At 61.4% G+C, this 26,724-nt stretch carries 19 protein-coding genes; 14 read left to right on the top strand and 5 right to left on the bottom strand.

All coding sequences use genetic code 11. The features are described from left to right. Positions 1–89: 89 nt before the first annotated feature. From VJZ71_18615 to VJZ71_18605, 3 genes are all read right to left on the bottom strand, one after another. Positions 90–2,966 carry a sulfatase-like hydrolase/transferase gene (locus VJZ71_18615; protein ID HKQ50096.1) on the bottom strand — a complete coding sequence of 959 codons (2,877 nt, stop codon included), beginning with the start codon at positions 2,964–2,966 and terminating at the stop codon, positions 90–92. A gap of 69 nt (positions 2,967–3,035) precedes the next feature. Beyond that, positions 3,036–5,513 (bottom strand): sulfatase-like hydrolase/transferase, encoded by a 2,478-nt coding sequence (locus tag VJZ71_18610; protein ID HKQ50095.1) that lies wholly within the window; start codon positions 5,511–5,513, stop codon positions 3,036–3,038. A gap of 283 nt (positions 5,514–5,796) precedes the next feature. After that, positions 5,797–6,621, bottom strand: coding sequence for a PEP-CTERM sorting domain-containing protein (locus VJZ71_18605; protein HKQ50094.1), 825 nt, complete (start codon positions 6,619–6,621; stop codon positions 5,797–5,799). A 589-nt stretch (positions 6,622–7,210) separates the two neighbouring features. Between VJZ71_18605 and uvrB the strand changes: the two genes are divergently transcribed. From uvrB to VJZ71_18550, 11 genes are all read left to right on the top strand, one after another. Further along, positions 7,211–9,211 (top strand): excinuclease ABC subunit UvrB, encoded by a 2,001-nt coding sequence (gene uvrB / locus VJZ71_18600; GenBank protein ID HKQ50093.1) that lies wholly within the window; start codon positions 7,211–7,213, stop codon positions 9,209–9,211. Between the two features lie 101 nt (positions 9,212–9,312). Next, the gene (gene ppc, locus VJZ71_18595; GenBank protein HKQ50092.1) at positions 9,313–12,036 is read left to right on the top strand and encodes a phosphoenolpyruvate carboxylase; all 2,724 of its coding nucleotides are present in this window, start codon (positions 9,313–9,315) and stop codon (positions 12,034–12,036) included. A gap of 206 nt (positions 12,037–12,242) precedes the next feature. Continuing rightward, positions 12,243–12,428, top strand: coding sequence for a 50S ribosomal protein L32 (gene rpmF / locus VJZ71_18590; GenBank protein ID HKQ50091.1), 186 nt, complete (start codon positions 12,243–12,245; stop codon positions 12,426–12,428). An 8-nt stretch (positions 12,429–12,436) separates the two neighbouring features. Then, a complete protein-coding gene (plsX, locus tag VJZ71_18585; GenBank protein ID HKQ50090.1) occupies positions 12,437–13,441 on the top strand; it encodes a phosphate acyltransferase PlsX in 1,005 nt (334 codons plus the stop codon). Further along, a complete protein-coding gene (locus VJZ71_18580; GenBank protein HKQ50089.1) occupies positions 13,434–14,429 on the top strand; it encodes a beta-ketoacyl-ACP synthase III in 996 nt (331 codons plus the stop codon). Before plsX ends, VJZ71_18580 begins: the two co-directional genes overlap by 8 nt. 57 nt (positions 14,430–14,486) lie before the next feature. After that, complete coding sequence (gene fabD / locus VJZ71_18575) at positions 14,487–15,419, top strand: ACP S-malonyltransferase (GenBank protein ID HKQ50088.1); 933 nt, start codon at positions 14,487–14,489, stop codon at positions 15,417–15,419. A 6-nt stretch (positions 15,420–15,425) separates the two neighbouring features. Then, positions 15,426–16,175: a 3-oxoacyl-[acyl-carrier-protein] reductase gene (fabG, locus tag VJZ71_18570; GenBank protein ID HKQ50087.1), complete on the top strand. Its 750-nt coding sequence runs from the start codon at positions 15,426–15,428 to the stop codon at positions 16,173–16,175. Between the two features lie 65 nt (positions 16,176–16,240). Further along, the gene (gene acpP, locus VJZ71_18565) at positions 16,241–16,501 is read left to right on the top strand and encodes an acyl carrier protein (GenBank protein HKQ50086.1); all 261 of its coding nucleotides are present in this window, start codon (positions 16,241–16,243) and stop codon (positions 16,499–16,501) included. A gap of 30 nt (positions 16,502–16,531) precedes the next feature. Beyond that, positions 16,532–17,767, top strand: a complete 1,236-nt coding sequence (gene fabF / locus VJZ71_18560; protein ID HKQ50085.1) for a beta-ketoacyl-ACP synthase II — start codon at positions 16,532–16,534, stop codon at positions 17,765–17,767. Between the two features lie 59 nt (positions 17,768–17,826). Continuing rightward, on the top strand, positions 17,827–18,267 hold the full coding sequence (locus VJZ71_18555; GenBank protein ID HKQ50084.1) for a FliM/FliN family flagellar motor switch protein: 441 nt from the start codon (positions 17,827–17,829) through the stop codon (positions 18,265–18,267). Positions 18,268–18,443: 176 nt separating this feature from the next. After that, complete coding sequence (locus VJZ71_18550) at positions 18,444–19,385, top strand: UDP-glucuronic acid decarboxylase family protein (protein ID HKQ50083.1); 942 nt, start codon at positions 18,444–18,446, stop codon at positions 19,383–19,385. A 281-nt stretch (positions 19,386–19,666) separates the two neighbouring features. On the opposite strand, the gene VJZ71_18545 is transcribed toward VJZ71_18550, so the two are convergent. Next, positions 19,667–19,849 (bottom strand): CPXCG motif-containing cysteine-rich protein, encoded by a 183-nt coding sequence (locus tag VJZ71_18545; protein HKQ50082.1) that lies wholly within the window; start codon positions 19,847–19,849, stop codon positions 19,667–19,669. 640 nt (positions 19,850–20,489) lie between these two features. Between VJZ71_18545 and VJZ71_18540 the strand changes: the two genes are divergently transcribed. Continuing rightward, positions 20,490–22,328, top strand: a complete 1,839-nt coding sequence (locus tag VJZ71_18540; GenBank protein HKQ50081.1) for a hypothetical protein — start codon at positions 20,490–20,492, stop codon at positions 22,326–22,328. Between the two features lie 151 nt (positions 22,329–22,479). On the opposite strand, the gene VJZ71_18535 is transcribed toward VJZ71_18540, so the two are convergent. Next, positions 22,480–23,328: a hypothetical protein gene (locus VJZ71_18535; protein ID HKQ50080.1), complete on the bottom strand. Its 849-nt coding sequence runs from the start codon at positions 23,326–23,328 to the stop codon at positions 22,480–22,482. 270 nt (positions 23,329–23,598) lie between these two features. On the opposite strand from VJZ71_18535, the gene VJZ71_18530 reads away from it, so the two are divergent. Both VJZ71_18530 and VJZ71_18525 read left to right on the top strand, forming a co-directional pair. Next, entirely contained in the window at positions 23,599–24,162 is a 564-nt protein-coding gene (locus tag VJZ71_18530) for a hypothetical protein (GenBank protein HKQ50079.1), read from the top strand. A 584-nt stretch (positions 24,163–24,746) separates the two neighbouring features. Next, positions 24,747–26,696, top strand: coding sequence for a hypothetical protein (locus VJZ71_18525; protein ID HKQ50078.1), 1,950 nt, complete (start codon positions 24,747–24,749; stop codon positions 26,694–26,696). Positions 26,697–26,724: the final 28 nt, after the last annotated feature.

Below are 26,724 nucleotides of genomic sequence, written 5' to 3'. Positions count from 1 at the left end.
GGCCGAACGAGTCGCGAGGCGGTACCGCAGCCATAACTAGTGGCATTATAATGCTTTACAACCGAAACGTGAATGAGGTTTTTTGCGGGCTAATGGCTGCGAAACGGCTGAGCGCGCTCGTACAAGTCGCGCCGCATCTTGAGTTCTTCCACCAGCGATTTTTCGCCGGACGGCTCGGCCAATTCGATCGCGCGATCCAGCGTCGACCGCGCCTTCTCAAAATTACCGACCTCCGCGTACGCCGCCGCCAGCGTGTCCAGTCGGTTGGCGTCGTGATGATCCGCCAACATGCTGTTTCGCTCCGCCAGCGCCAGCGCCCGCCGACCGTCACGAAGTCGCGAATCCGAGGATGTCGCCAGAAGCCACGCCAGGTCGTTGACGATGTTCGCATCATCCTCGAATCGCTTCGCCCCCCGGTCCAGTATCTCGATCGCCTTCGCCGTCTGCTTCAGTTCCAGCGCCACCCGCGCCGCCGATCGATACGCCGCTTGCTGCTCCGGCCATTGGGTCAACACGCGGTCGTAGGCCGCCAGGGATTCCTTGGGCCGGCCGGCCTCGTGTAACGCACCGGCCAGTTGAAAGTGCGCCTGTGGGCGATCCGGCGCCAACTCGATCGCTTTTTGCAGTGCGTCCACGGCCTCGGAAGCGCGCTTCAACGCTCGCAGCTGTGACGCCAGAACCACGAATCCCTCGACTATTTTGGGGTTGCTCTCGGTCAAACGCTTCAGTACTTCGATGGCCTTTTCCGGCTGACCTTTGAGCGAATAGCATCGGGCGAGTTGACTCGCGAGGATCGTCTCCTGCGGAAGAAGCTCGACCGCCTTCGAGTAATGTTCGATGGCGTCATCCACTTTGCCCTCTTCCAACAGGATCAGCCCTATTCCGTTCTGGGCCCGAAGCACCTTCCGGTCAATTCCCAGGGCTCTTTGGTACTCGGCCATCGCCGGCTCGAATCGCTTGGCCACGCGATGGACCTCGCCGATCATGGCGATAACCGGTGCCAATCGGGACGAGAGCTGGTCTGCTTTCGTCAGCGGAGACATCGCTTCCTCATGGCGTCCCTGGAATAAGAGGACGGCCCCGAGGTTGCCCCATGCAGAAGCGTTTTGAGGATCCAGTTCGGTCGCTTTTCGTGACGACGCCTCGGACGCCTTGTATTTCTTCAGGATGGCCTGAACGCCTCCCAGGCGGGCCAACTCCGCGGCGTCATCCGGCGCCAGTTGGACCGACCGTTGAATCACCGTCTCCGCCTCTTCATACTTCTTGAGCGCCGCCAGAGCCGTGCCGAGGGAACTGGCGACCATGGCATGATCCGGAAGCAGCGCGTGGAGCCGCCGCAACATTTTTTCGGCTTCTTCAAAGTAGCCGAAGCGAAGGGTGCCCAGTGCTCCGCACATCAGCTCCATTTCTTCCACGTGTTCGCGCGGGTTGACTCCCCGCGGCTCGAATCGATCCAGTTCGGTTCCCGATGCGAAATCGTCCAGCGCGGTCGTCGAACCGATGTAGCCCAGGGCCCGCAACGCCGTCAACGACTTCTTGTCCGCCGCCTGAATCGTCGCCCCTTCGCACGCCGGGCTCGGCGAATCCTTGATGACGTTCCAAAGCTGCTGGCGCATCGCCATGGCGAGATCCGACCGCTCGCCGCTGACATTGAATAACTCCAGGCCGTCGCCTTTGAGGTGGTACAGTTCCGGGACCGGGGCCAGGATGTACTTCCACTCCTGCGTCCGCAGTGAGCGCAGCGGCGAAAAGCCGTACGTCGTCTTGGGGACGATCGTGTCCGAGTAACACATCAGGTTCAAATCCAGGCGTGGATCGGACAGCAGCGGCGCCAGACTCGTCCCCTGCATTTGCTTCGTTCGGGCCGCGCCCAGGCCGGCCAACTCCAGAATGGTCTCCGCCAGGTCGACCAGACGCACCTGCGACTCGACCACCTGCCCGGCCGGAATGAGCCCCTTACAACGCAGGACGAGCGGCACATGCAGCGTGGCATCGTACAGGAAAGAGCCGTGCGTGAACTCTCCATGTTGACCCTTGCCCTCGCCGTGATCGGACGTGAGGATCACCAGCGTCTTGTCGTCCAACCCCAGCCGACTCAGCGCGTCCAGCATCCTGCCCAATTGCGTATCGAAATAAGAGAGTTCGGCGGAATAGGGATCATCGGGAAACAGCTTGGCGAAGGCCTCGGGGGCGCTAAACGGCCAATGCGGGTCATAACAGTGCACAAAGAAAAAGAACGGCTTGGATCCTTGTGCCAGCGATTCCAGACCTTCAATCACCTGATCGGCGACCTGTCCCGCGGTCCGCTCGACTCCAAGGTATTGCTCATCCACCTTCATCGGTTGACTGGTCGCGGTAGGGATCGGCGAGTCGCGCTTTCCGAACGCTGCTAATTCCACCTGCTCCTCGGACGGCGCCGCAACCTGGCCATAATGCTCGAAACCCTGGTCCGTTCCGTATTTCTTGTCGAGAATGACCGTGGCGACCTCCGCCCGCGTCGCGTAGCCGCGATCGCGAAGGACTTCGGCAAGCGTTTGATTGTTGTCGCAGAGCGAAAAGATGCCGTTTTCACGGGCGCCGTGCACGTACTGATAGGAACCGGTCAGCATCGTACAGTGTGATCCCAGCGTCAGCGGCATCGAACTGATGCACGTCGCGAAGCGCGTCCCCTCGGCGGCCAGACGATCGATGTTGGGCGTCTTTGCAGTGGTGCGGCCGTAGCACCCGAGATAGTCGGGGCGCGTGGTGTCGACCGACACAAAAAGCACATTGAGACCGGGCCGCGCAGGCAGCGCGAGCCGAGCGGTCGAGACCGTCTTGGCTCCAGGCGCGGTCGAGGTCGGGCCGTTCGCACCTTCGGCGGATGTGCCGGACTCGTCGCTCGGCTTACACCCCACGGCCCAGCAAAGGACCATTGCGGCCAACGAGGCCAACAGGATCAGGGATCGCTTTCCGCTCCTCAGCATCACAAAGTTCGGTCCTGTATCATGCGAGCGCTGTGCGGGAACCGCGGCCCCGGATCGCCCAGGTCCTACTCACGGTTGCGGCGAAGCGCTGGGCTGGCTGGTCGGGGGCGCCGTCCCTGTCAGGCCCGGCTTATTACCGCTCATCGGGGAGATTCCCCGCCGCTTCATCTCGCGATAGATCGCTAATAGGTCCTTGAGGTTGGCCACCAGGACGGGTCGTTCCTTTTCCTGGGCCAGGGCCAGTCCCTTTTCTGCCACGCCGATGGCTTCGTCGACTCTAAACAATTCCGCATAAACCATGGCCAGCGTTCGCAGGTATTCAGGCGTCTGATAGCCCGTCTCCTCGCAGAGTTTTTCCATCATCACGGCGGCCTCGATCATCGGCGCGTCCGGGAGCTTGCACATGATGATCGCATAGGCCAGATTGTGGGTCAGATCGTTCTGGCCCGGGTGCCGCTTGAGCCCCTCGCGCATCAACACGATGACTTCTTCACACTTTTTCTGCTCCAGCAGCAGTCCACAAAGTGCGTTTCGCACGGCCAACAGATCGGGGTTTTGTTGCAGCCGCGTTCGCAGGTGCGACACGGCCTCCTCCAGCCGGTTCGACCGGGCCATCGCCATCGCCATGGCCTCGACGCAGGATTGATCCGTCGGGCTGAGCACAAACGCCTTAAGCAGGTGATCGACCGCAATCGCCGGCTGGTTCCGCGATAAAAGAATCCGTCCCAGCTCTAGGTGCGCCGCGACGAGGTCCGGACTCGCCTTGATCGCCTTGTCATAATACTCGATCGCCTGTTCCACGCGGCCCGATTTGAAATGCGCACGGGCAATGTGTACCAGAGGAAACGGAATATCCGGGTGGATCTCCAGGCACCGCTCCAGCGCCTTGAGCGATCGCTCGTGGTCCTTGGCATCCAGCAAAAACGTCGCCAGGAGTCGATACCCGGCGTAGAAGTCCGGCGCTTCGTCGACGATCTCCTCCAGGTGCCGGACCGCCGCCTCCACCCCTTCCGCCTGGGAAATCTCCCAGGCCTGTTCGCAGCGCTTGATGAGCCGGACGACCGATTTCGGATCCGGCAACGAGCCCTCTCCGGGGACCAGCGCCCCGCCCAGGCTGCTCCCCGCATAGCCCAGCGCCTGAAGCTGGCGAATCTCGTCCGGCGAAAGCTGCTCGGTGTTCTTGATGTAGGCCGCCTTCGCCAGGTCGCCCCCATGATTCTGCTCGAGAAGCTTCCGGAGTTTCGCCGCTACCTCGGGCTGTTCATCGACCAGGTTGTGTTCCTCATCCGGGTCCGCCAGGACGTCATAAAGCTCCGGTTCGGGGGCATAGATGTATTTCATCCCGCCCTGCCGCAGAGTGAGGAGGGGCGCCACCGCGTATTGATCCAGCCCCTCCAATGTCTCTCCGAGAATCGCCCGATCAGCACCGGCCGGCGACTTCGTCAGGTCCACCCCGTCCACTCCCGCCGGGGCCGCAACGCCCAGGAGGGACAGGACCGTCGGCATCACATCGACCCCGGAGACTTCCCGGGGAATGTGCAATCCGCCGCCCTTCCACCCGCCCCACGACATCACGAACGGTACGTGCAGCGTGGAGTCATAGACGAATAAGCCGTGGGTCAATTCGAAATGCTGGAGAAACCCCTGTCCATGATCCCCCATAACGACAACGATCGTCTTGTCCGCCACCTTGAGATCTTTGAGCGCCTGCAGGAGCCGACCGATCTGCGTATCGACGAACGCGATCTCGCCGTCATAATAGAACGGATACGCATCAGCGAATTCCTGGGGAGGCGTGTAGGGCTGGTGCGGATCAAAGTAGTGTACCCACGCAAAAAACGGCTGGTCGCTCTTATGCTCCAGCCAGGCGATTGCCCGGTCGGTGGTATGGTTCGCCCGGCGCTCCGGATCGCGCAGCGTGGCGACCCGATCCAATTTCTCCTCCACCTTGTCGTCATATTCATTGAAGCCCTGGCCGATCCCGAACCGGGCATCCAGCACGAACGCCGACACAAATCCCCCGGTCTGATAGCCCTTGGCGCCCAGCACTTCGGCGAGCGTGGTCTTGTCGTTGGGCAATCGCGTGAAACCGTTGGCCCGGGCCTCGTGGTGATGGGGAAAGAGCCCTGTCATCATGGACGAGTGGGATGGAAGCGTCGTCGGGCCGACGGCAATCGCCCGTGAAAAAAGGACGCCGTTCTTCGCCAGGCCGTCGATAAAGGGCGTCTGGATCGCCTCGTTCCCGTAGCACCCGATACGGTCGGCTCGCGTCGTATCAAGCGTAATGAACAACAGGCTGTAGCCGGCCAATGATCCGGCCTGGGCAGGAAGGGCGCTCGCCTCGGTCATTCCATCTGGAATTCGTAGCGGAACCGTCTTAAGAGCGCCAAGCCGAATAAACCAATCCGGCATGCTCGAACGAACCCACCGAAGCGCAAAAGACCAGACCGCCACCCCGATGAGCAGGAGTCCGATCACCCACTGCCACCAGGCCCGCGGTTTTCGTTTGGTCTTAGATTTCTTCGGAAGGGCAACCGTTTCGGACATTCATATTACCATTCGGTATTTTCGAGGGTGGTTCACGAAACGGGGAAGTTTAGCCCGCAACAACCGTGCCATCAACGCTTCCTCTCACTTGCCGACGTCCGGGCCCATTCAAAAGTTCGGATACTGATCGGCTTAGACCAACAATCCCTTAAGGGCTATGGATAATGTAATCGGCAAGCCGTCTCCGAAAAAAAACCCGCTCCGGAACCTTTCGGGACCGGAGCGGGTTGATAATCACATTCGTTTCGAACGGGAATCGTCTCGATTCCAAATTCGAAGGGTCTTAGGCGCGGCGGCGTCGCAGAGCGACGAGGCCGACCAGACCGAGCAAGGCGGCCGTCGCGGGCTCAGGAGCTCCACCGAGGGCCATGTGCCAGTTGCCGACTTGACCGGCGCCACCGGCAAACGTAAACGAGGACATCAGGCTCGCCGAGCCGATGCCGACGCCGTAGCTCGAGGCATAGACGCCCGAGCCGCTGCCGATGTAGAACGAAGTCGGGGTGCCGTCACCGGGATTGCCGTTGACTTCATTGCCGCTGACGTTGCCGGTGCGGACGCGGAAGGGCTGGGTGCCCTGCACGCACGCCCAGATGGACGTCGTCGCGCCTACGTTGGCGGAAATCGCGCCCAAGCTGAACTGGAACAGCGTCGGGCCAGCGCCACCGAAGGGCATGCCACCGACGACGTACCAGGCACTGAAGCCCAGCGACTGCGTCGTCAGGAAGGAACCGATCGGGGCCGCGCCGCCGACGTCATTGCGGAACGCAATGGACCACGTCCAGGCAGCCGTCGCCGGCCGCTGGTCGAGGACGATATGGATCGAGGAGATCGAGGTCGCGCCCGGCTTGAGGTGAATCAGGTTGCAGAACGCGCCCGAGGCGGGGTTCTGGGTGACCTGATACGTCAGGTTCTCCGGACCCGCGACTTCGGTTGTCATGCCGTCATACACGTGAGCGGCATCGTTCGGCGCGTACGCAGGCGACCGAAGGCTGGCATTCATGCTGACCGTGTTCAGCGTCGTACTCGACGCGGGCTCCGGGGCCAGACCGGCAAACGCGGGGGCGGCAACCATGCCGACCAGTGCTGCTACCATCAAAAACTTCTTCATAACTCTTCCTCCTGTCCTTTCTCGCATCCGGTCGGAGCCTTCAACATCTTGCACTCGGTCATCCGGAGACCGCCCGCTCGCGTTGAATACCTAACCGTGCTGTTTCCCTTTAAAACTTCTCCACAAAAACTGTTTGAGCGAGTTGGACTTCAAGCCACGAAAGCCACGTTTCCCCGGATCAAAGTGACTGGCAGTCCTACTTTCCCTCGCCCGACTTTCACAAGCCGAACACTTCCTGGGGCACGCCTCTATGATGTGCCCCTCCTATACAATAATCATTTCTACCAGAAACGACCTCCCTATGTCAAGGGTTACAGCCGTTGAATTTCATTGTTTCTTCGCAGGTTCTAAGACGCTGCCCCTCCCCATTGGGTCCATTCGCAAATACTCCAACGGCATGGCGCACGGCGATTTCGAGGCCTGGAATAAATGTAACTAATTGCTAACAAGTTAGTTACAACCGGCATATGTTTTTGCCATCTTGGCAGGGACGCTAGCGGAGACGAATGGGTCCGTAACGTCGATAGAGTGTTTCCGCTACTATCAACCCGACCCAAAATAGAACGCCAATGTCTCTTTTATTGTTGTTATGACCCAGTTTCGCCTCACCACCGACCTTACCCCCGCCGGCGATCAACCCGCCGCGATCCGGTCGCTGATGACCGGTTTCGACAAAAAAGGCCGTAAATTCCAGACCCTTCTCGGCGTGACCGGCTCCGGCAAGACGTTTTCGATGGCGCACATGATCGCGGCCCTCAACCGCCCCACCCTCGTAATCTCCCACAACAAGACGCTCGCCGCCCAGCTCTACGAGGAGTTCAAGGATCTCTTCCCCTACAACGCGGTCGAATACTTCGTCAGCTACTATGACTATTACCAGCCCGAGGCCTACATCCCCGCCCGCGACATCTATATAGAAAAGGATTCCTCCCGAAACGACGACCTCGACCGCCTCCGCCTCGCCGCGACCAGCGCCGTCGTCTCCCGCCGCGACACCATCGTCGTCGCCAGCGTCTCCTGCATTTTCGGACTCGGCTCCCCCGACGAGTATAAAGCCAGCGTCATCAACCTCGTCGTGGGCCAGACGGCCCCGCGCGACGACCTCCTCCGCCGCTTCGTCGCCCTCCAATACACGCGCAACGATGTCGACCTTCAAAGGGCCAACTTCCGCGTCCGCGGCGACGTGATCGAACTCTACCCGGCCTACGAAGAGCTGGCCTATCGCATCGAGCTGTTCGGCGACGAAATCGAAAAAATGTCCACGATCAACCCCCTGACCGGTGCCGTCCTTGAAAAGCACGATCAGCTCTATATCTATCCCGCCGTTCACTATGTCATGCCGGAGGAGCGAATCGAGGCCGCCGTCGCCGGCATCAAGGCGGAATTGGAGCAGCGCCTCCAGGAATTCCGCCGCCAGGGCAAGCTCCTCGAAGCCCAGCGCCTCGCCGCCCGAACCAAATACGACATCGAGATGATCCTCGAAGTCGGCTACTGCTCCGGCATCGAGAACTACTCCCGCCACCTCGTGGGCTCCCCGCCGGGGTCCAAGCCCTACACCCTCGTCGACTATTTCCCCAAGGACTTCCTGCTCATCGTGGACGAGTCGCACGCCACCATCCCCCAGATCGGCGCCATGTACAACGGTGATCGTGCCCGCAAGGAAGTCCTCGTCGAGCACGGCTTCCGCCTGCCCAGCGCCCTCGACAACCGCCCCATGAGATTCGAAGAATTCGAGGCCATGTGGGACCAGGTCCTCTTCGTCTCCGCCACGCCGGGGCCCTTCGAGCTGAAGAAATCCGGCGGCGAAGTCATCGAACAGGTCATCCGCCCCACCGGTCTGCTCGACCCCGTCATTACCGTGAAACCCGCGCGGGGCCAGGTGCCCGATCTGCTGCACCAGATCCAGGCCCGCACCGCCGCCGGCGAGCGCACGCTCGTCACCACTCTGACCAAGCGCCTCGCCGAAGACTTGGCGGCCTATATCCAACAGGCCGGCATCAAGGGAGCCTATCTGCACAGCGAAATCGACACGATCGAGCGCGTTCAGGTTTTGCGAGAGCTGCGCGACGGCAAATACGACGTCCTCGTAGGCGTCAACCTGCTTCGCGAAGGTCTCGACCTGCCGGAGGTCTCGCTCGTCGCCATCCTCGACGCGGACAAAGAAGGCTTCTTGCGCAGCGCAACGAGCCTGATTCAGACGATCGGCCGCTGCGCGCGAAACGTCAACGCCGAGGTTTTCTTCTACGCCGACAAAGTCACGACCGCCATGCAGCAGACCATCGACGAGACGATTCGCCGCCGCGTATTGCAGGAGGCGTACAACAAAGAGCACGGCATCACACCGGAAACGGTGAAAAAGGCCATCCGCCGCGGTCTCGAAGATCAGATCGCCGCCCGAAAAACGGCCCGCGAGGCCATCAAGGCCAGTGAAGAGGCGTTCGACCTCACCGAATCCGTCGCGGACCTGGAGCGCCAGATGTTCGAGGCGGCCGAGGCCCTCGAATTCGAAAAGGCCGCCCAACTCCGCGACCGGATCCGAAAGCTCAAAGAATCACCGACCCTCTTTTCAGTGGGCAGTCCGAGGAAATAGAAACCGCGCAGGTTCAGGAATCTGGACAATATCGCGTGCACGTTTCTAGTCTGAGCGAATTGCTCCGCCGGTAGCCGGCCGAGTTCAAACGGAGCGCCTGGGTGTCACAGGAACTGAAAGCCGACATCGACTTGCTCGACGACCTGCTGGCGGACGTCGTTCGGACCTTCGAAGGCCACGAGACCTTCGATCTCCTGCACGAACTCCGCGCGGCGTGTGAACGCGAACCCGCGGTCCATGATCCAGCCGCCGTATCGCCCGCCGTCGCACGCATTCACTCTTTAGGTCTCGCCCAGATCGGCGCCGTCATCCGCTCCCTGACCCTGCTCTTCCACCTGCGTAATCAGGCGGAAAAACTGGAAATCATCCGCATCAACCGGCGCCGGGAGCGAAATGCCCGCCCGGATCGCCCGCGCAATGAGTCCATCTCCGAAGCGGTCCATCGCCTCCGACGCGCCGGCGTCGACGCCCCCCGGCTCATCGAGCTGTTGGCCCGCATCGACATCCAGCCGACGTTGACCGCGCACCCGACCGAGGCCCGCCGCCGTTCGATCCTCGTGAAACAAAAACGGATCGCCATTCTCATGCAGCAACTGCGCGACCCGCAATTGACGCCGAGCGAGCAGTCGCGCATTCGTTCGGAGCTGCACCAACTCATCGCCCTGATGTACGCGACCACCGAAGTCCGCGCGGAACGCCTCCGCGTCCTTCAGGAAGTCCGAAACGGTCTTCACTTCCTCGTCAACTCGATCTGGCAATCGGTCCCCTTGCTTTACCGCGATCTTCTGGAGGCCCTGGAGTCCTCTTTTCAACAACGCCCGGACCTGCCGGTCTTCCTGCGCTACCGGACATGGATCGGCGGCGATCGCGACGGCAATCCCCAGGTGACTCCGGACATCACCCGCCGCACGTTCGACATCATGCGGAGGGCCGCAATTCGCCGCCACCTTCGCGCGCTTCGACCCATGCGCCGGCTCCTGAGCATTTCGAGCGAACAAGTCGATATCCCCGCCGAGTTGACCGCGTCAATCGAAGCCGACACCCGGACCGGCCTGCTCCCTGCACCCGAAGTCGCCCGCCGTCTGCCTGAGCCGTTCCGGCTCAAGCTCGAATTCATGATCGCCCGGCTTCATGCGGCCCTGCGCGACGCGCGCGCCTACTCCGCGGACGCGCTGTGCGACGACCTCGACGTGCTGACCCGTGCGCTCGTATCCACCGGACTCGACAGAGTCGCAAGCGACGGAAGCCTGGCCGATCTGCGCATCCAGGCGCGGACCTTCGGCTTTCATCTCGCCGCCCTCGATGTCCGCCAACACAGTGAAGTACACGAATCCGCCGTGGCGGAATTGCTGCGAATCGCGGGTATCACGGAGAATTACGCGGCCCTTGAGGAAACGCAGCGGATCGAGCTGCTCGAGCGCGAACTCGCCGGCCCCCGCCCTCTGCTGCCGCGCGACTCGCAGATCTCCGATCCAACGCGCGAATCGCTGGAAGTGCTCTCGATTCTCAAGCAGGCATTGGACCGCGATCGCCATTCGGTCGGAAGCTATGTCATCAGCATGACCCACGCGGTCAGCGATGTGCTCGAAGTGCTGGTTTTGATGAAGGAGACGGGCCTGTGGCACGTGGACGGTGACGAGCGGCACGGCGACCTCGATGTCGTGCCGCTTCTTGAAACGATCGACGATCTTGAAACCGGCGCCACTTGGATGACCGACCTCCTCCAGAACCGCCTCTATCGATCGCACCTGCGCCGGCGCGGGGATTTCCAGGAAATCATGCTCGGCTATTCAGACAGCAACAAGGATGGCGGTTATGTCATGTCCAATTGGGCGTTGCATCGCGCCCAGTCGGCGCTCGCCCGGAGTGGCCGCAGCGCCGGCATCGACCTGCGCTTTTTTCACGGCCGCGGTGGAACCGTCGGACGCGGAGGCGGCCGGGCGAATCGAGCGATCCTCTCCGCCCCGCCCGAAAGTCAAAATGGCCGCATTCGCTTTACCGAACAGGGCGAAGTGATCTCCTTTCGCTACGCCCTTCCGGCCCTCACCCGACGACACCTCGAACAGATCGTCAACGCCATGATCCTGTCGGTCGCTGCGGGCTCCACCGTTCAGCAAACCAATCTTCACGCGGGCCCGCCCGCCCAACCGGTCGAGGCGCTCATGGATCAGCTCGCGTTGAGATCCCGACAGGTGTATCGGGAATTGATTGACGACCCCGACTTCTGGTCCTGGTATGTGGAGGTCTCTCCAATTAAGGAAATCAGCGGCCTGCCCATCGCGTCACGGCCGGTCTCCCGCGCTGCCGCCCGCGCCGATTTCGAAAATCTCCGGGCGATACCCTGGGTCTTCGGCTGGACGCAGATGCGATACAACGTCCCAGGTTGGTACGGTCTGGGAACCGCCCTGGCGGACCAGGGGCCCGGCTCGCTCAGCGTCTTTCGCGAGGGGTATCGACATTGGCAGTTCTTCCGAACGCTCATCGACAATGCGCAACAAGAGATGGCCCGGGCCCGACTCCAGATCGCGCGCCATTACGCCGCTCCAGACGAACAAGGATTTCATGCACGAATTCTTCAGGAATTCGCAATCACTCGACAGTGGATCCTGGACATTACGGAACAAAAAGAACTCCTGGACAATCACCCGACGATCCAGGCCTCCATCCACGCCCGGAACCCCTGGACAGATGTCCTGAATCTCCTTCAGGTTGAGTTGCTCAATCGAAAGATCAAGAAAGGCGAACCCGAAGATCGGAAACTCCTCCAGGCGATCCTCTATTCAAGCGTCGACGCGATTGCCGCCGCAATGCAGAGCACGGGATAAGTTCCTCCCATGATCGTCGGGGGACGGAGCGTGGGTCGATGGACTGGCTTCAAGTCCCTTCGATTCATACGCTTAGGCGCCGAACACCGTCTTGACACCACTGCGTCTCCCCACTACATTGTTTGGTTCGGCATGGAAACATATTAGTGCGGTCGCGTCGATGAAGTAGCATCGTCGTCGTTCCCACAGGACACAGGTGACAAGACATGGTCCCGGCAAGACGTAGCTCCAAGTCAATGACCCGCACCCGCAGGGCCCATCATGCCCTCAAACCGATCAACCTCTCCGCCTGTCCGAAGTGCGGAACGGCCAAACGGCCCCACTGTGCCTGTGGTAACTGCGGATACCACACGTCCAAAGTATCCATCGAGATCAAGGCCGAGGAGAAGTAGCCCCGATCATGCGGATCGCCATCGATGCCATGGGAGGCGATCACGCGCCCGCCCAGATCGTGCGCGGCGCCGTGGAAGGTCTCGCCTTTCTCGGCGCCGGCGACGAACTGATCCTGCTCGGCCGCGAAGACGCGGTTGGCGCGCACCTGCCCGCGGATGCCTCCGTCCGTCGGCGAATCTCCATCCATCATTGCTCCGAGACGATTGAGATGGACGATTCCCCCGTCGAGGCCCTTCGCCAGAAGAAAGACTCCTCCATCGTCGTCATGGCCAAGCTGGCCGCCGAAAAACAGGTCGACGCCGTTATCAGCGCCGGCAACACCGGCGCCTGTGCCGCGGCCTGTCAACTCAAGATGCGCACGCTGGGCAACGTCCAGCGCCCCGGCATCGCCGTCATTATCCCTTCGTTTTCCGGCCCGCTGACCATGTGCGACGTGGGCGCGAATATCGCCCCCAAGCCCCATCACCTGTTGCAATACGCCCAGATGGCCAGCGCCTACGCCGAGACCATCCTCAAGATCCACCGCCCCCGCGTCGGCCTGCTCTCCATCGGCAGCGAGGAGGTTAAGGGCAATCCCCTCGTCAAACAGACCCGCGAATTGATCAAGCAGGATGCCTCGATCCACTTTGTCGGCAACGTCGAGGGCCGCGACCTCTTCGCGGGGGCCTGCGAAGTCGCCATCTGCGACGGCTTCGTCGGAAACGTCGTCCTGAAACTCACCGAGGGCCTGGCCGATGGCCTCTTCAAGACCATCAAACGCGAGATCGTCTCTGAGCGACCGGACCTGATCAAGGATTTTGAGCCGGTCATCAAGGCCGTCTGGGCACGCCATGATTACAGCGAGTACGGCGGCGCCCCCTTGCTCGGCGTCGATGGAATCTGCATCATTTGCCATGGCAGCAGTGACCATCGCGCCATCAAGAACGCCGTCCGCGTGGCCGTCGAATACGTCAAGACCGAACTGAATCGCGTGATCACCGAACGTCTCACGGAGGAGCCGGCCAATGCGTAATCGGCTGGGAGTCAAAATCGCGGGGACCGGGCGCGCGCTTCCCGAAAAAGTGCTGACCAATCAGTTCTTCGTCAATCGCCTGGACACGACGGACGAATGGATCCGCGAACGCACGGGCATTCTCGAGCGCCGCGTCGTGAGCGAAGGCGAATCCACCGCTACGCTCGCCACCCAGGCCGCCAAAATCGCCCTGGAGGACGCCAAGCTGACGCCCGCTGACCTCGACATGATCATTGTCGCGACCATCACGCCCGAATGTTTCTTTCCCTCGACGGCGTGTTTCGTCCAGCAGGCCCTGAAAGCCCCGCCCATCCCCTCCTTCGATCTTGCCGCCGCCTGCTCGGGATTCATCTATGCCTTCATGAACGCGACGTTTCTCCTTCAGGGCGGGTTTCACAAGAACATCCTCATCATCGGCGCCGAGACGATGTCGCGCATCACCGACTACGAAGACCGCGCGACCTGCATCCTTTTCGGCGACGGCGCGGCCGCCGCCGTGCTCTCCGCCAGCCCGGACCCGAACGGCCCCGGCGTCCTCCATTACAAGCTCCATGCCGAGGGCTCCGGCACGACCATGCTGACCGTTCCCGCCGGTGGCTCGCGCGTCCCCGCCTCCATCATGACCGTCAACGAACGCCTGCATTACATCAAGATGCAGGGCCGCGAGGTCTACAAGCTCGCCGTCAAACGCAATCTCGAACTGATCGACGAGACCCTTTCCGAGGCCGGCATCAGCCCCGAGGACATCGCCATCGTCATCCCGCACCAGTCCAATCTCCGCATTATCGAATCCGCACGCCTGCGATTGGGCTTGCCGACGGAACGCGTTTTCACCAACATTCAGCGTTACGGAAACACCTCCGCCGCATCAATTCCGCTCGGACTCGATGAGTGCCGTCGCAGCGGCCGCATCAAGACCGGCGACATGATCCTGCTGGTCTCGTTCGGCGCCGGACTGACCTGGGGTTCAAGTCTGATTCGTATCTGATACCCGATCCAATGCGGAAAGGACGCCGCGAATCCAAGACGACATGAGGCCGACACCTTGAGCAAGACCGCTATCATCTTCCCCGGACAAGGCGCCCAGCACCCCGGCATGGGCAAGGATGTCGCCGAGTCATCCGACGCGGCGCAATCTGTCTATTCCCGCGCCAATGAAATCCTCGGTTGGGACATTGCTGAGCTTTGCTTCAACGGTCCCGCAGAAAAGCTCAATGGCACCGACATCCAGCAACCCGCGATCTTTGTCACGTCCGTGGCAATCTGGAAGGCCTTGGAGGCCAAGGGTATTACACAGTCTCTCGACCCCCAGGCCATGGCCGGCCTGAGCCTCGGCGAATATACCGCCCTCCATCTGGCCGGCTGGCTGGACTTCGCCGACGCCCTGCGCCTCGTGGCGGAACGCGGCCGGCTTATGCAGTCCGCCGCGACCCAATCCGCCGGCGGAATGGTCTCCCTCATGGGCCTCGATGAACCGCAAACCGTCGCTCTTTGCAACGAAGCCGCACTGGGCGAACCCCTCGGCCCCGCAAACTTCAATTGCCCCGGTCAGATCGTCATTTCCGGGGCCAAGGCCGCCTGCCAAAGAGCCTTGACACTCGCTGAAAAACACGGTGCCAGAGCGGTCGCGCTCGACGTCGCCGGGGCATTCCATTCCCCCCTTATGGGACCCGCCGTGACGGGACTCGAAAAGGCTCTGGCTGATGCTAAAATCGCCCCAGGCAGGATTCCTGTAGTCTCCAACGTCTCCGCCCGCTATCATGGCGACCCCAGTAGCGTTCGGACCCTGCTTCGGGAGCAGGTGGCCAAACCTGTGCGCTGGCAGGCGTCCATTGAAGGCCTGATCGCCCAGGGGTTTGACCGGTTCGTCGAAGTCGGCCCCGGACGGGTACTGACGGGCCTGATGAGAAGGATCAATCGTTCGGCGACCGCCCTCAATTTCTCGACGGCGGCGGCCATCGACAAAGGAATCGGATAGGTGATCATGGCGGATCTCGTGGACAGAGTGGCGATCGTTACCGGCGGCTCGCGCGGCATCGGCCGCGCCACCAGCCTGGCCCTCGCTCGTGAAGGCGCCACCGTCATCGCCTGCGCCCGCAATGCCGAACGGCTCTCGGCTCTCTCCTCGGAAGCCGCCGACCTTCGCTGCCCCGGCAAGATCGTCGCCCGCACCTGCGACGTCACCGAAGGCGACAAGATTGAAAAATGGGTCGACGACATCGTCGCTGATTTCGGCCGCCTCGACATCCTCGTCAACAACGCCGGCATCACCCGCGACGGTCTCGTCATGAACATGTCCGACGAGCAGTTCGACGAAGTGATCGACACCAACCTCCGCGGCGTCTTCGTGATGACCCGCGCCGCCGCGAAGCACATGGTCCGCGCCCGCTGGGGCCGCATCGTCAACATCACCAGCATTTCCGGCATGATGGGCAACGGCGGCCAGGCCAACTACGCCGCCAGCAAGGCCGGCGTCATCGGCCTCACCAAGTCCGTCGCCAAGGAATTGTCCCGCCGGGGCGTCACCTGCAACGCCGTCGCCCCCGGATTCATCAATACCGACATGACCAACGTCTTGTCCGAAAAGGTCAAGGAGCAGGTCCGACCGTTGATCCCCCTCCAGCGATTTGGGGAGCCCGAGGAAGTCGCCGCCGCGATTGCCTTTCTCGCCTCGCCCGCCGCCGGTTACATCAACGGTCACGTCCTCGTCGTGGACGGCGGACTGCACATGTGAAACAGGAAGATAGGTCCGATGGGACCTATAGGCCCCAGGTTCCAAGAAGGGAGACGCGAGTGGCAGTGGCAACATCCGAAGAGATCAAAGAAAAAGTCATCAAGATCGTCAGCGACCAGATGGGCGTCGACAAATCCGAGATCAGCATGGAGACCTCGTTCGTCAACGACCTCAATGCCGACTCCCTGGACACCGTCGAGCTGGTCATGGAATTCGAAGACGAATTCGAGCTGTCCATCCCTGACGAAGAGGCCGAAAAGATCCAAACCGTCGGCGCCGCGGTGGAGTACATCACCAAGGCCCAGGGCACCAAAGGACAACAATAGGTCCTGTTGGACCGATAGGACCTGTCTCCCATGCGTCGGCGAATCGTAGTCACCGGAATAGGTGTAGTGTCCCCTTTGGGAACCACCGTCGACCTCTTTTGGGAACGCCTCGTCGCCGGTGAGAGCGGCATCGCCCCGATCCAGAATTTCGACGCCTCCAGGATCGATGTCCGCTTCGGCGGCGAATGTCGCGAATTTGACCCGCTGAAGCGCCTCGACCGCAAGGAAATCAAGCGCCTCGACCGTTTCGCCCAAATGGCGATGGTCGCCGCCCTCGACGCCTTCCAGGATTGCGGCCTCGAGAAAGGCGCCGGCGATCCGACCAAATTCGGCGTCATCACCGGCTCAGGAATCGGCGGCCTCCTCGAATTGGAAGAGCAGTGCCTCCGCCTCCATCAAAAAGGCCCCGACAAAGTCTCCGCCTTCACCATCCCCAAGCTCATGGTGAACGCCGCGAGTGGAAACATCTCCATCGCCCTCGGCGCCAAGGGCCCTAACACCGCCGTCGGCACCGCCTGCGCCTCCGCCACCAACGCCATGGGCGACGCCGTCTTCGCCATCCGCCGCGGCGACGCCGATGTCATGATCACCGGCGGTTCCGAAGCCGCCCTCACCGGCCTGGGCCTGGCCGCCTTTGCCGCCATGAAAGCCCTTTCCACCCGCAACGACGAGCCTGCCCGCGCCTCGCGTCCCTTCGATCGCGACCGCGACGGCTTCGTCATGGGAGAAGGCGCCGGCATGTTCGTCTTCGAGGAATACGAGCACGCCAAAAAGCGCGGCGCCAAAATCTACTGCGAAGTCCTCGGCTTCGGAATGAGCGGCGACGCCAACCACATCACCCAGCCCGACGAGCAGGGCCGCGGCGGCGCCGCCGCCATGCGCTACGCCCTCAACGACGCTGGCGTCTCCCCCGACAAGGTCGACTACATCAACGCCCACGGCACCGGCACGCCCCTCGGCGATGTCGCCGAGACCGTCGCCATCAAGTCCGTCCTCGGCCCGCATGCCAAGAGCGTCCGCATCAGCAGCACAAAAAGTTCCATCGGTCATCTCCTCGGCGCCAGCGGCGGCGTCGAACTCGTCGCCACCATCATGGCCATCAAAAACAGCGTCATCTCCCCCACCATCAACCTTGAAAACCCCGGCGACGGCTGCGACCTCAACTACACGCCCCTCAAGCCCCAGGACGCCCGCGTCAACATTGCCATGAGCAACTCCTTCGGCTTTGGCGGTCACAACGCCTGCCTCGTCGTCGGCAAAATCTGACCTGCCATAGCCCCTATCCGTCCTATAGGTCCCATTCTCCCTTCGTCGATAAATCCCCCATGCCCGCATCAGACGACCTCGACGCCGTACTGGCCGACGCCAAGAACGCCGTAGACACCCTCGCCGGCGACCTGAGCCGCCTGACCGGTGTAGACGCGCCGGTGACAGCACAACCTGGCTTTCAGTCCCCCGGCCCCTCGACCCCTCAATCCCTTAATCCCTCAATCCCTCAATCCCTTCCTCCTCACCTCCGCCGCATCCTTCGCCTCAAAGTCCCCGTCAGCGTCCGTGTCGCCGAGCGGACCATGCCCGTCGGCGAAGTCCTCAAGTTCGGCCCCGGCCGCATCGTCGAATTCGACCAGCCCGTCGATGCCGAACTCGACCTGCTCGTCGCCAACCAGCAGATCGGCACGGGCGTCGCCGTCAAGTACAATGAGCACTTCGGGGTTCGGGTGAACTTCATCGGCGACGTCCGCCAGCGCATCGAATCCCTGATATAACCCCGGGTGGCACGGTCTGGCAGCAGCCAGGCCGTGGTGGAACACCGCGACTCCGGCCCAAGCGCGACAATCGGCCTATGGACAATCGCATGGAATTGGCTTGCCGTTTGGCAGATCGCCCCCACCACATTGGCCCCTACCCTCGACGGGCCGCACATACCTGCTAACCTTTCACCATGCGTACCCTCGTCACCGGCGCCGCCGGATTCCTCGGCTACCACCTCTCCCGCCGCCTCCTCGATGCTGGCCACGAAGTCATCGGCCTCGACAGCATGACCACCGGCAGCGACACGAACGCCGCCGACCTCTCGAAGGAAAAGGGCTTCTCCTTCATCCGCCAGGACATCTGCGCCCCGCTCAAAATCGACGGCCCCCTCGACCGCATCTACAACATGGCCTGCCCCGCCTCGCCCGTCGATTTCCACGACAAGGCCGTCGAGATCATGCTCACCTGCAGCGTCGGCATGAAGAACCTCCTCGACCTCGCCCGCGCCAAGTCCGCCCTCATCCTCCAGGCCTCGACCAGCGAATGCTACGGCGACCCCCTCGTCCACCCACAGCCCGAGACCTACCGCGGCAACGTCAACCCCCTCGGCCCGCGCGCCCCCTACGACGAGGGCAAGCGCTTCGCCGAGGCCATGACCATGGCGTATCACCGCAATTACGGCCTCCGAACCCGCATCGTCCGCATCTTCAACACCTACGGCCCGCGCATGCGCGCCGACGACGGTCGCGCCCTCCCCGCCTTCATCAAGGCCGCCCTCGCCGGCGAGCCGGTCACTCTCCACGGCGACGGCTCGCAGACCCGCTCGTTCTGCTACATGGATGACCTGATCGAGGCGATCCTGCGAACGGCCAACTGCGACTTCTGCGAGCCGATCAACATCGGCAACGACGTGGAGATCACCGTCCGCCAGGCCGCCGAGAAGATCGTCGAGCTGACCGGCGGCAAAAGCCCCATTGTCTGCGTAGACCGCCCCATCAACGACCCCGACCGCCGCCGCCCGGACCTGTCGCGCGCGAAGGAAATCCTCGGCTGGTCCCCGAAAGTAGATTGGCAAACCGGCTTCGCCCGCACCGTCGATTACTTCCGTGGAGCGGGCGTCCCTTCCCGCTGACGTAGCGTCCGGCGCCCTGCCGGACGATCCGAGCCCCGAGCGCAAGCGAGCGGGTTGCCCGTTGGTGCGATCCCGGCGCGCCGGGATTCTCGCACCCCTCCGCGGGAATCCCTTTTCTCCTGCTCTGTTCCCCTGCTCCCCTTCTCCCCTTCTCACCTTCTTACTTTCTCACTTTCTCACCTGCTCTCCTGCTCACCTGCTCACCTATTCCCCTGCTCAGCTCCTCACCTGCTCTGTTCTTCCCCTGTTCCCTGTTCCCAGTTCCCTGTTCCCTATTCTTCCTACTCCGCCTCCCCCCAAGCCCGCGCCTCCCCCTCCGCATCGATCTCCACATGAATGACATTCGCCCGGCAGCACACCGGACAATCCTCCACATACTCCTGCCGCGCCCCCGCCGAAGGATCGACAGGGATCACAATCCGCTCCCCGCACGCGCCGCAAGTGTAGGAGGCTTCCTCTTTCATGCGGAGTATTATCGCCGATCGCAGGCCCGACGGAACCCGCCGCGACCCACTCTTGTGAGAATCCTCCCTCGATGCCCCCACTGGTTGGGTTGCAGAAAAACCTCGGAATGCGGTACGATACGCACCATAAGGAGGGCCCGCCTTGTTATTACGACCTGATTTTCGTTTGATGCCTGGTTACGTCCTTAGCCCTCTTTGCGCCTTCTTGATCGCAGCTTCAACTTCGAATCCGACTAATGCCCAATGTCCGTTCCAATGGCCATTGGACCCTGCAATCGAGGATATCAATGGTCCCGTTCGCGCGTCAGCAACGTGGGATCGCGACGGTCCCGGTCCACTGGCAGAACTTCTTGTTTTGGGAGGCAGTTTTACGATCGCGAACGGCCGACAGGTAAACGGAATCGTTGCCTGGGACGGAACAAATTGGGAGCCGTTTGGAACCGGAGTGACTGGGGGATATCCCACGACTGATGTTTACTGCCTCTCGGTTTTCGAAGGCGACCTGATAGCGAGTGGGACCTTCACGAGTGCAGGCGGGATTAGTGCAAACCAGGTTGCACGATGGGACGGTGTTAATTGGAATCCTCTTGGGGATGGAATTACGGGATGGGTCAATTCGAATCCCCCTTTTGTTTATGCGATGACCACGTACGACAGTGAATTGATTGTATCTGGACGCTTTGCGACAGCAGGCAACACATCGGCAAGCTGCATCGCTCGTTGGAACGGTTCGATCTGGCAGCCGCTGGGCAGCGGAGTGGCATTTCCGGCAGCCACACCTGCCGTTTATTCTCTAATTGTCTTTGGTGAAAAGCTAATAGCGGGCGGGGGCTTTCAGACTGCTGGAGCAGCAGCGGGGCCGAACATTGCAATCTGGAACGGCACCGATTGGGAGCCCATCGGAAACAACATAGGTTCGGGGTGGGTGCGCGCTTTGGCGATCTACAATGGGGAGCTGGTAGCCGGAGGGAGTTTCTACAACCCATCGTCCGGAGACTATTTCATTGCCAAGCGCCTCGATGGTACAAGTTGGGAGCCACTTGGCGAGGATATACACGGCCTAATTCCCGTTGTAAATACTTTGGCTGTTTTCAATAACGAACTTCTCGTCGGCGGCTTATTTACCGACCCGGGGCAAAACGTAGCTCGCTGGAACGGGGTAGATTGGCAGCCCTTTTCCTCCGGAACGAACGGAAATGTCTATTCGCTCGCGATTCATGGCGATCGCTTAGTAACAGGCGGGGCCTTTACGTTGGCAGATGGCCTTATCTCCAACTATGTCTCCTGGTGGACAGGTACGAATTGGCAGGCTTTTGCCAAGGGCATGAATAGTTTTGTCACCGCATTAACCAACTTCGACGGAAACCTTGTTGCGGGTGGCACATTTACAACGATCGACAACGATTTCGCAAATGGGGTAGCACGTTGGGATGGAATTTCTTGGACGCCATTAGGCTCAGGCATCGTGGGCCAGGTCGACGCTCTAGCGTCGCAAGGCGCGGTCCTCTTTGCCGGAGGGTTCTTTTCCTCCGCAGGTGAGGCAATTACAGAAAACATCGCGCAATGGAACGGCGTTCAATGGCTGGAGGTAGGCACGGGGATGAATGGCGCGGTTCTCGCCTTCAAGGAATTTGATAACAACATGATCGCGTCGGGAGAGTTCACCTCCGCAAGCGGCATAAGTACGAATCGAATCGCGAGATGGGACGGCGCGGCTTGGCACCCATTTGGTTCGGGCATGAACGACGACGTCTATGCTTTGACCATTCATTCCGGCGAGCTTATTGCGGGTGGACGGTTCACGGTCGCGGGAGGCATCGGTGCGAATCGCGTTGCCCGCTGGGACGGGGCGGCGTGGCAACCTTTAGGACTTGGCTTAAACGGAACCGTACACGCTCTGACTACCTTTGCTGGCCAACTTGTCGCCGCCGGCGCTTTTACTCACTCGGGCGTCACCTTGGTGAAGGGAATTGCTCGCTGGACAGGCACAGCCTGGCAACCCCTTGGAACAGGAGTGGATAACGTCGCTTACGCGCTTTGCAATTACAATGGGCAACTTGTCGTCGGAGGTACTTTTTCATTTGCCGGCGGCCAGGGCGCGAGTTATTTTGCCCGATGGAACGGATTCAGTTGGCTAACAACAAATGCCCCCTTCAACAACACGGTTCGTACGCTTTGCCCGCGAGACTCCCGACTATTCGTCGGCGGTGAGTTCTCGAGTTCCGACGTCAGCGTACCTCGCTACCTGGCTCAGTGGATCCCAAATTGTCCCCGAGGTGATATGAATTGCGATCAATCGGTCGACGTCAATGATCTCGGGCCATTTGCCAGCAGCCTGACGAGCCTCTCGCCCCCCACCGCCTGCAATGCCTTTACCGCAAATGTGAACGAGGATGTCGACTCGGCCGGAGTATCCAAGCTCGACGGGCTTGACGTCCCTGTATTTGTAGATTGCCTGATTTCAAACAACTGTCCCTAGCCCTTCTTCGGTTCCAATGCTGAGCACGACCCGGTCGCTCATTTTCTTGAAACCTTATTCGTGCCTCTGCTCGCCGGCTGCCCCGGCGTCGAAAGACCGCGTCGTTGCCCTACAACTTCAGCTCGCTCTCGCATTCACCGGAAATGTCAGATCAGAGGTGTGTGAAGCACTGATGAGTTCGGCGGCGTCGCAAAACAAGAACACCAAGAACCAACGAGCTAATCGTCGCGGGCTCCGGCATGCCCCCAAGGGCCATGTGCCAGTTGGTGGGATTATTACTGCCCGCGCCATCAAAGGAAAAAGACGACATCAAGCTCGCCGAGCCGATACCAATGCCGTAGCTTGAAGCATAAATTCCAAAGCCGCTACCAATGTAAAGCGAAGTAGGGGTGCCACGGCCGGGCTGGCCGTGGGTTGAAGGGCCTAAGATCCAATTGCCCCCCGTGCGAACTCGGAACGGTTGGTTGCCCTGCACACACGTCCAAATCGCGCCCTGCGTTACATTCGCCGCCTGCGCACCAAGGTCGAACTGGAACAGTGTCGGACTGGCTCCTCCGAATGGCATTCCGCCGAATACGTACCAGGCGTTAAGGCCCATCGACTGCGTCGTCAGAAAGGCACCGATCGGATAGTTGAAGGGCCCCGTATCGTTCCGGAACGCAATCGAAAACGTCCAAGCGGCTGTCGCTATTCGCTGGTCGATCACGATGTGGATCGAGGAGATCGATGTCGCTCCCGGTCGAAGATGAATCCTGTTGCAAAACCCCCCCGTCGCGGGCTGCTGGGTAATCTGGAACTGCAGGTCGTCAGGTCCACCGTACGTAAGGCTCATCATGTCGTAGACATGATCCGAATCGTTTGGCGCGTACGCCCCGGAACGCGATACACCGTCGGTGGCAGGAACCATCCCGCCAGAATCCAGCGCTTCCGGCGTCAACCCGGCCATGGCCGACGACGCGGCCATAGCCATGCACACCGCCGCCAGGAACACTGGCTTCATGATTAAGCCTCCTGCGCTGCAACGGGAAGACGCGGCGTCTTCCACTCCCATAGCGCCAAGTTGAGAGCGGTTACCGATGCGCCGGCTTTCGCGACCAATCGGCCGTCACTTTCATTCTAACCATTCCCGATTCCCGACTCAATGAGAATGCGCCTAGTTCTCGTTTCGCCTTGCCCCATCCTGTCAATCTTGTCAATCATGTCCATTCACCGGACCCTCGTTTACAATTCAACTGCGACCACGGACGCTCACGGAAGGGAGCCGCTTCCAATGCCACGCACGACCCAATCGCTCATCCTCTTCGCAATCCCCTTTGCGTCTCTCATCGCCGGCTGCCCCGGCGTCGATAACCCCGCCGACCTGCCTACCAAGCCCGTCCTGCCGGAGCCGAGTGACATCCCCGCCGGAACCTACTCAGGCTCGCTCGAGGTGTCCGTCACCGTCGAAGAGGACGGCGTACCCGCGACCGACATGCAATCGGTTTCCTTCTCGATCGTCATCGATCAGGACGGCCGGCTTCTGGACGGCGAAGGAAATCCTTTCCTGATCCGCGGAACTTATCAATCCAACGCGAATCCGTACATGAGTACATTGTTCGCCAACTCCATCACGGTCACCTCTCATCAAATTGTGCTTCGCTTTGACTTGACGGTCGCGGCCGACCTCGGCGACGTCAGCGGCGAGTTCACGGGAACCCAGACCGACAGGGTGATCTACCACCCCAGCACGGGCAATATCGAGTTTGTTCGCAGCCAGGAGTACGGCGGCCGGGACTCCGCCGGAACCCTCGTCACCTTCGACATCGAAGCCCACGCCGACCTCAGCCCAAGTTAAACGGCCCTCCCCAGTTCTCCGTTCCCGTCACTCCCCTGTTCACCTGCTCCCCTGCTCTCCAGTCCTCCTCCTTCGTGACTCAGTGCTTTCGTGCCTTCCGACCTGTCACTGGCCCCTAATCCCCAGCCCCTGGCCCCAGGATTACAGGGAGCGCTGAGCAAGGTTGGGGTCGGTAGGAAAAAAGAAAGGCAGGCCGCGCGTCCCGTCGAATCTCCGACGCCCGCGGCCCCGGACGGTCCGCGCGATGACGGCGAATTTCAAGCGATTCAGGCATTTTCAACCTCGCGCCCTTCGTCGCGCCGCCGCACTCGGGCTTCGTTCCGGCCTGTTCCGCCTCGTTCCACCAAACAAAAACAATCTCTGTGCTTCTGTGGTGGATGTCCTCCAATTCCGAATTCGCCCCAATCTTGTCCATCTTGTAAATCGTGTCCATTTTTTCGCTCGTTTTCGCCCCCCACCCCTCCCCTTCGTTCACCTGTTCACCTGTTCATCGGCCCCCTTGTTCGCCCGCTCCGCCATTCCGCATTCCCTCAAGCCTCAGGCCTCACGCCTCAGGCCTCGCCGCTTATACTCGCCCCCTCGAAATGTACCTCTCCCTCCTCTTCTGGCTCGCCCTCGCGCTACCCGGCTATGCCTTCGTCCGTCGCTATTGGACCGACGACCTCCATTCCGGCCTACTGGGAACGATCTCCGTCTCCTATCTCGCCTCCCTCGCACTGCTTTCACCCATCTCGATCCTCTGTTACCTCCTCCGCGCGCCGGTCGCGCTCTTTTCCATCGCCTGCGTCCTGCTCATCGTCGTCGCCGCGCTCGACATCACCCTCCGCAAAGGCTGGCGGCCGCTCGGTTCGCTCTTTCTCGCCGCGGTGGGAATCGAATTGCTCATCGTCCTCGCCGACGTGGCGCTGGGCGCGTGGACCGGCTCCTTCTTCGGCGGAGACGCCAAGGCCCACCTCGGTCGCATCCGCTTCCTGCTCGATCGCGGCTTCTCCAACAACGATCCCTCCATCGCCGTCCCCTACTTCTTCCCGATCTACCACACCAACCTGCACCACGCCCTCTTCGCCGCCTGCGTGCAGATCACGCGCCAGGACCTCTTCGGCGTCTGGTTCATCAGCCTCGCCTGGGCCAAGCTCCTCGTCGTCTCCGGCGTCTATTACCTCGCCTGGACCGTCTTCGACCGCCACTGGCCCGCCTGGGTCGCCGCCCTCGCCTGCATCGGTCACCGCGGGCCGGTCAGCTTCCTCATCTACCCCAACCAGCTCTCGCCCTTCTGGCTCGCCCCACTGGGCCTCGCCTTCGCGATGCAGGCCTGCCGCAGAACGACCTGCGACACCTCTACCTCTTCCCCTGTTCCCCGTTCCCTGTTCCCTGTTCCCTTCAAGCTGGCCTGCGTCTCCCTCGTTTTGGGCCAGTTCCACGGTCTCTATGTGCTCTTCCTTGCGGTGGTGACCGCCCCGCTATTGATTGGCGGCATAGCAACCGCGCTATGGAGACGCCGCCGGGCAGACGCGCTCCTCCGCGGGATCTGTTTGGCGTCCCTGGCCGTCGGTCTGCCGTTTATTCTGATTTCCAAGAGAGGCAACACCGCCGCCGAAGCCCTGCCCGCCCACCTCGCGGCCCAGATCAAGGACCCCGAGCATTACTTCATCTCAGCGGAAAGCGGTGGACGGGTTCGCGACCCCGCCAACGTCCTGAACCTGTTCGGCGGCGGCGCCTGGGGGACGCTGGCCGTCGCCGCCGGCCTGATCGCCGGACTCATGGAGCGGCGGCGACGCGAGGTAGCAATGCTCCTCGTCGCTCCCGCGCTCGTGGCGATCATGCTTTACACGCCCCCGATCTGCTCGTTCCTCCTGCACCACGCGAAAGAAGCCTGGGTATTGCAACGCATCGAGTTCATCTTTCCGATCACCTTCATGGTCCTCTGCGCCCCTTCCATTGCGTATCTGGTCGAGTATCGGTTCCCCGCGCCTCGCGACGCGGCAAAGTCCTTTAGGTCGTTTTGGTCCCTTAGGTCCCTTTCCGTCCACGTCCTCCGCGGCGTCGTCGCACTCGGCGCGCTGTTCCTCGCCATCCCCTTCGCCGAACAGACGCACCCATGGACGTGGGATCGCCTCAAGGACGATGCACGGCTCCCCTACCAGGAACGAATCAAAAACGTCCGCGAGATCCGCGAACTGGCCGGCTTCCTGCGCGAGAGTCTGCCGCCCGGCAGCACGGTCCTCGCCGCGCTCCCCATGGCCCGTGATCTGATCATGCTGACGGACTGCTTCGTCATCTCTTCAGCCAGCGCCAGCAACGGAGTGACCGACTGGGTGGAGCGCCGCAAAGACCTCATCCTCCTGCTGCACAAGGACACGCCGTGGGACCAGCGCCGCGAGTTGTTCCGCAAGTACGACGCCCGCTACTTTTTCCCCACGGCCGCCGCCGATTGGGCTCGCGGCCACGTGAAACGATCGTGGTGGCACGGGAAGTATCTCCTGTGCGAAATGAAGATTGAAGATGCGCCTCACGCAGAGGCGCAGAGGCGCTGAGTCGGAAGCGTGTGATGGTTCGCTTCCC

This window comes from Phycisphaerae bacterium (genome assembly GCA_035275405.1).
Lineage (GTDB): Bacteria > Planctomycetota > Phycisphaerae > UBA1845 > UTPLA1 > DATEMU01.
Note: the sequence above shows the minus strand (reverse complement) of the source record. Positions and strands in the feature narration are given on the sequence as shown.

Coding starts and splice junctions, on each gene's coding strand:
- VJZ71_18615 (HKQ50096.1), bottom strand. CDS start 2,966: ATGCTGAGGAGCGGAAAGCGATCCCTGATCCTGTTGGCCTCGTTGGCC.
- VJZ71_18610 (HKQ50095.1), bottom strand. CDS start 5,513: ATGTCCGAAACGGTTGCCCTTCCGAAGAAATCTAAGACCAAACGAAAA.
- VJZ71_18605 (HKQ50094.1), bottom strand. CDS start 6,621: ATGAAGAAGTTTTTGATGGTAGCAGCACTGGTCGGCATGGTTGCCGCC.
- uvrB (HKQ50093.1), top strand. CDS start 7,211: ATGACCCAGTTTCGCCTCACCACCGACCTTACCCCCGCCGGCGATCAA.
- rpmF (HKQ50091.1), top strand. CDS start 12,243: ATGGTCCCGGCAAGACGTAGCTCCAAGTCAATGACCCGCACCCGCAGG.
- plsX (HKQ50090.1), top strand. CDS start 12,437: ATGCGGATCGCCATCGATGCCATGGGAGGCGATCACGCGCCCGCCCAG.
- VJZ71_18580 (HKQ50089.1), top strand. CDS start 13,434: ATGCGTAATCGGCTGGGAGTCAAAATCGCGGGGACCGGGCGCGCGCTT.
- fabG (HKQ50087.1), top strand. CDS start 15,426: ATGGCGGATCTCGTGGACAGAGTGGCGATCGTTACCGGCGGCTCGCGC.
- fabF (HKQ50085.1), top strand. CDS start 16,532: ATGCGTCGGCGAATCGTAGTCACCGGAATAGGTGTAGTGTCCCCTTTG.
- VJZ71_18555 (HKQ50084.1), top strand. CDS start 17,827: ATGCCCGCATCAGACGACCTCGACGCCGTACTGGCCGACGCCAAGAAC.
- VJZ71_18550 (HKQ50083.1), top strand. CDS start 18,444: ATGCGTACCCTCGTCACCGGCGCCGCCGGATTCCTCGGCTACCACCTC.
- VJZ71_18545 (HKQ50082.1), bottom strand. CDS start 19,849: ATGAAAGAGGAAGCCTCCTACACTTGCGGCGCGTGCGGGGAGCGGATT.
- VJZ71_18540 (HKQ50081.1), top strand. CDS start 20,490: ATGACCACGTACGACAGTGAATTGATTGTATCTGGACGCTTTGCGACA.
- VJZ71_18535 (HKQ50080.1), bottom strand. CDS start 23,328: ATGAAGCCAGTGTTCCTGGCGGCGGTGTGCATGGCTATGGCCGCGTCG.
- VJZ71_18530 (HKQ50079.1), top strand. CDS start 23,599: ATGCCACGCACGACCCAATCGCTCATCCTCTTCGCAATCCCCTTTGCG.
- VJZ71_18525 (HKQ50078.1), top strand. CDS start 24,747: ATGTACCTCTCCCTCCTCTTCTGGCTCGCCCTCGCGCTACCCGGCTAT.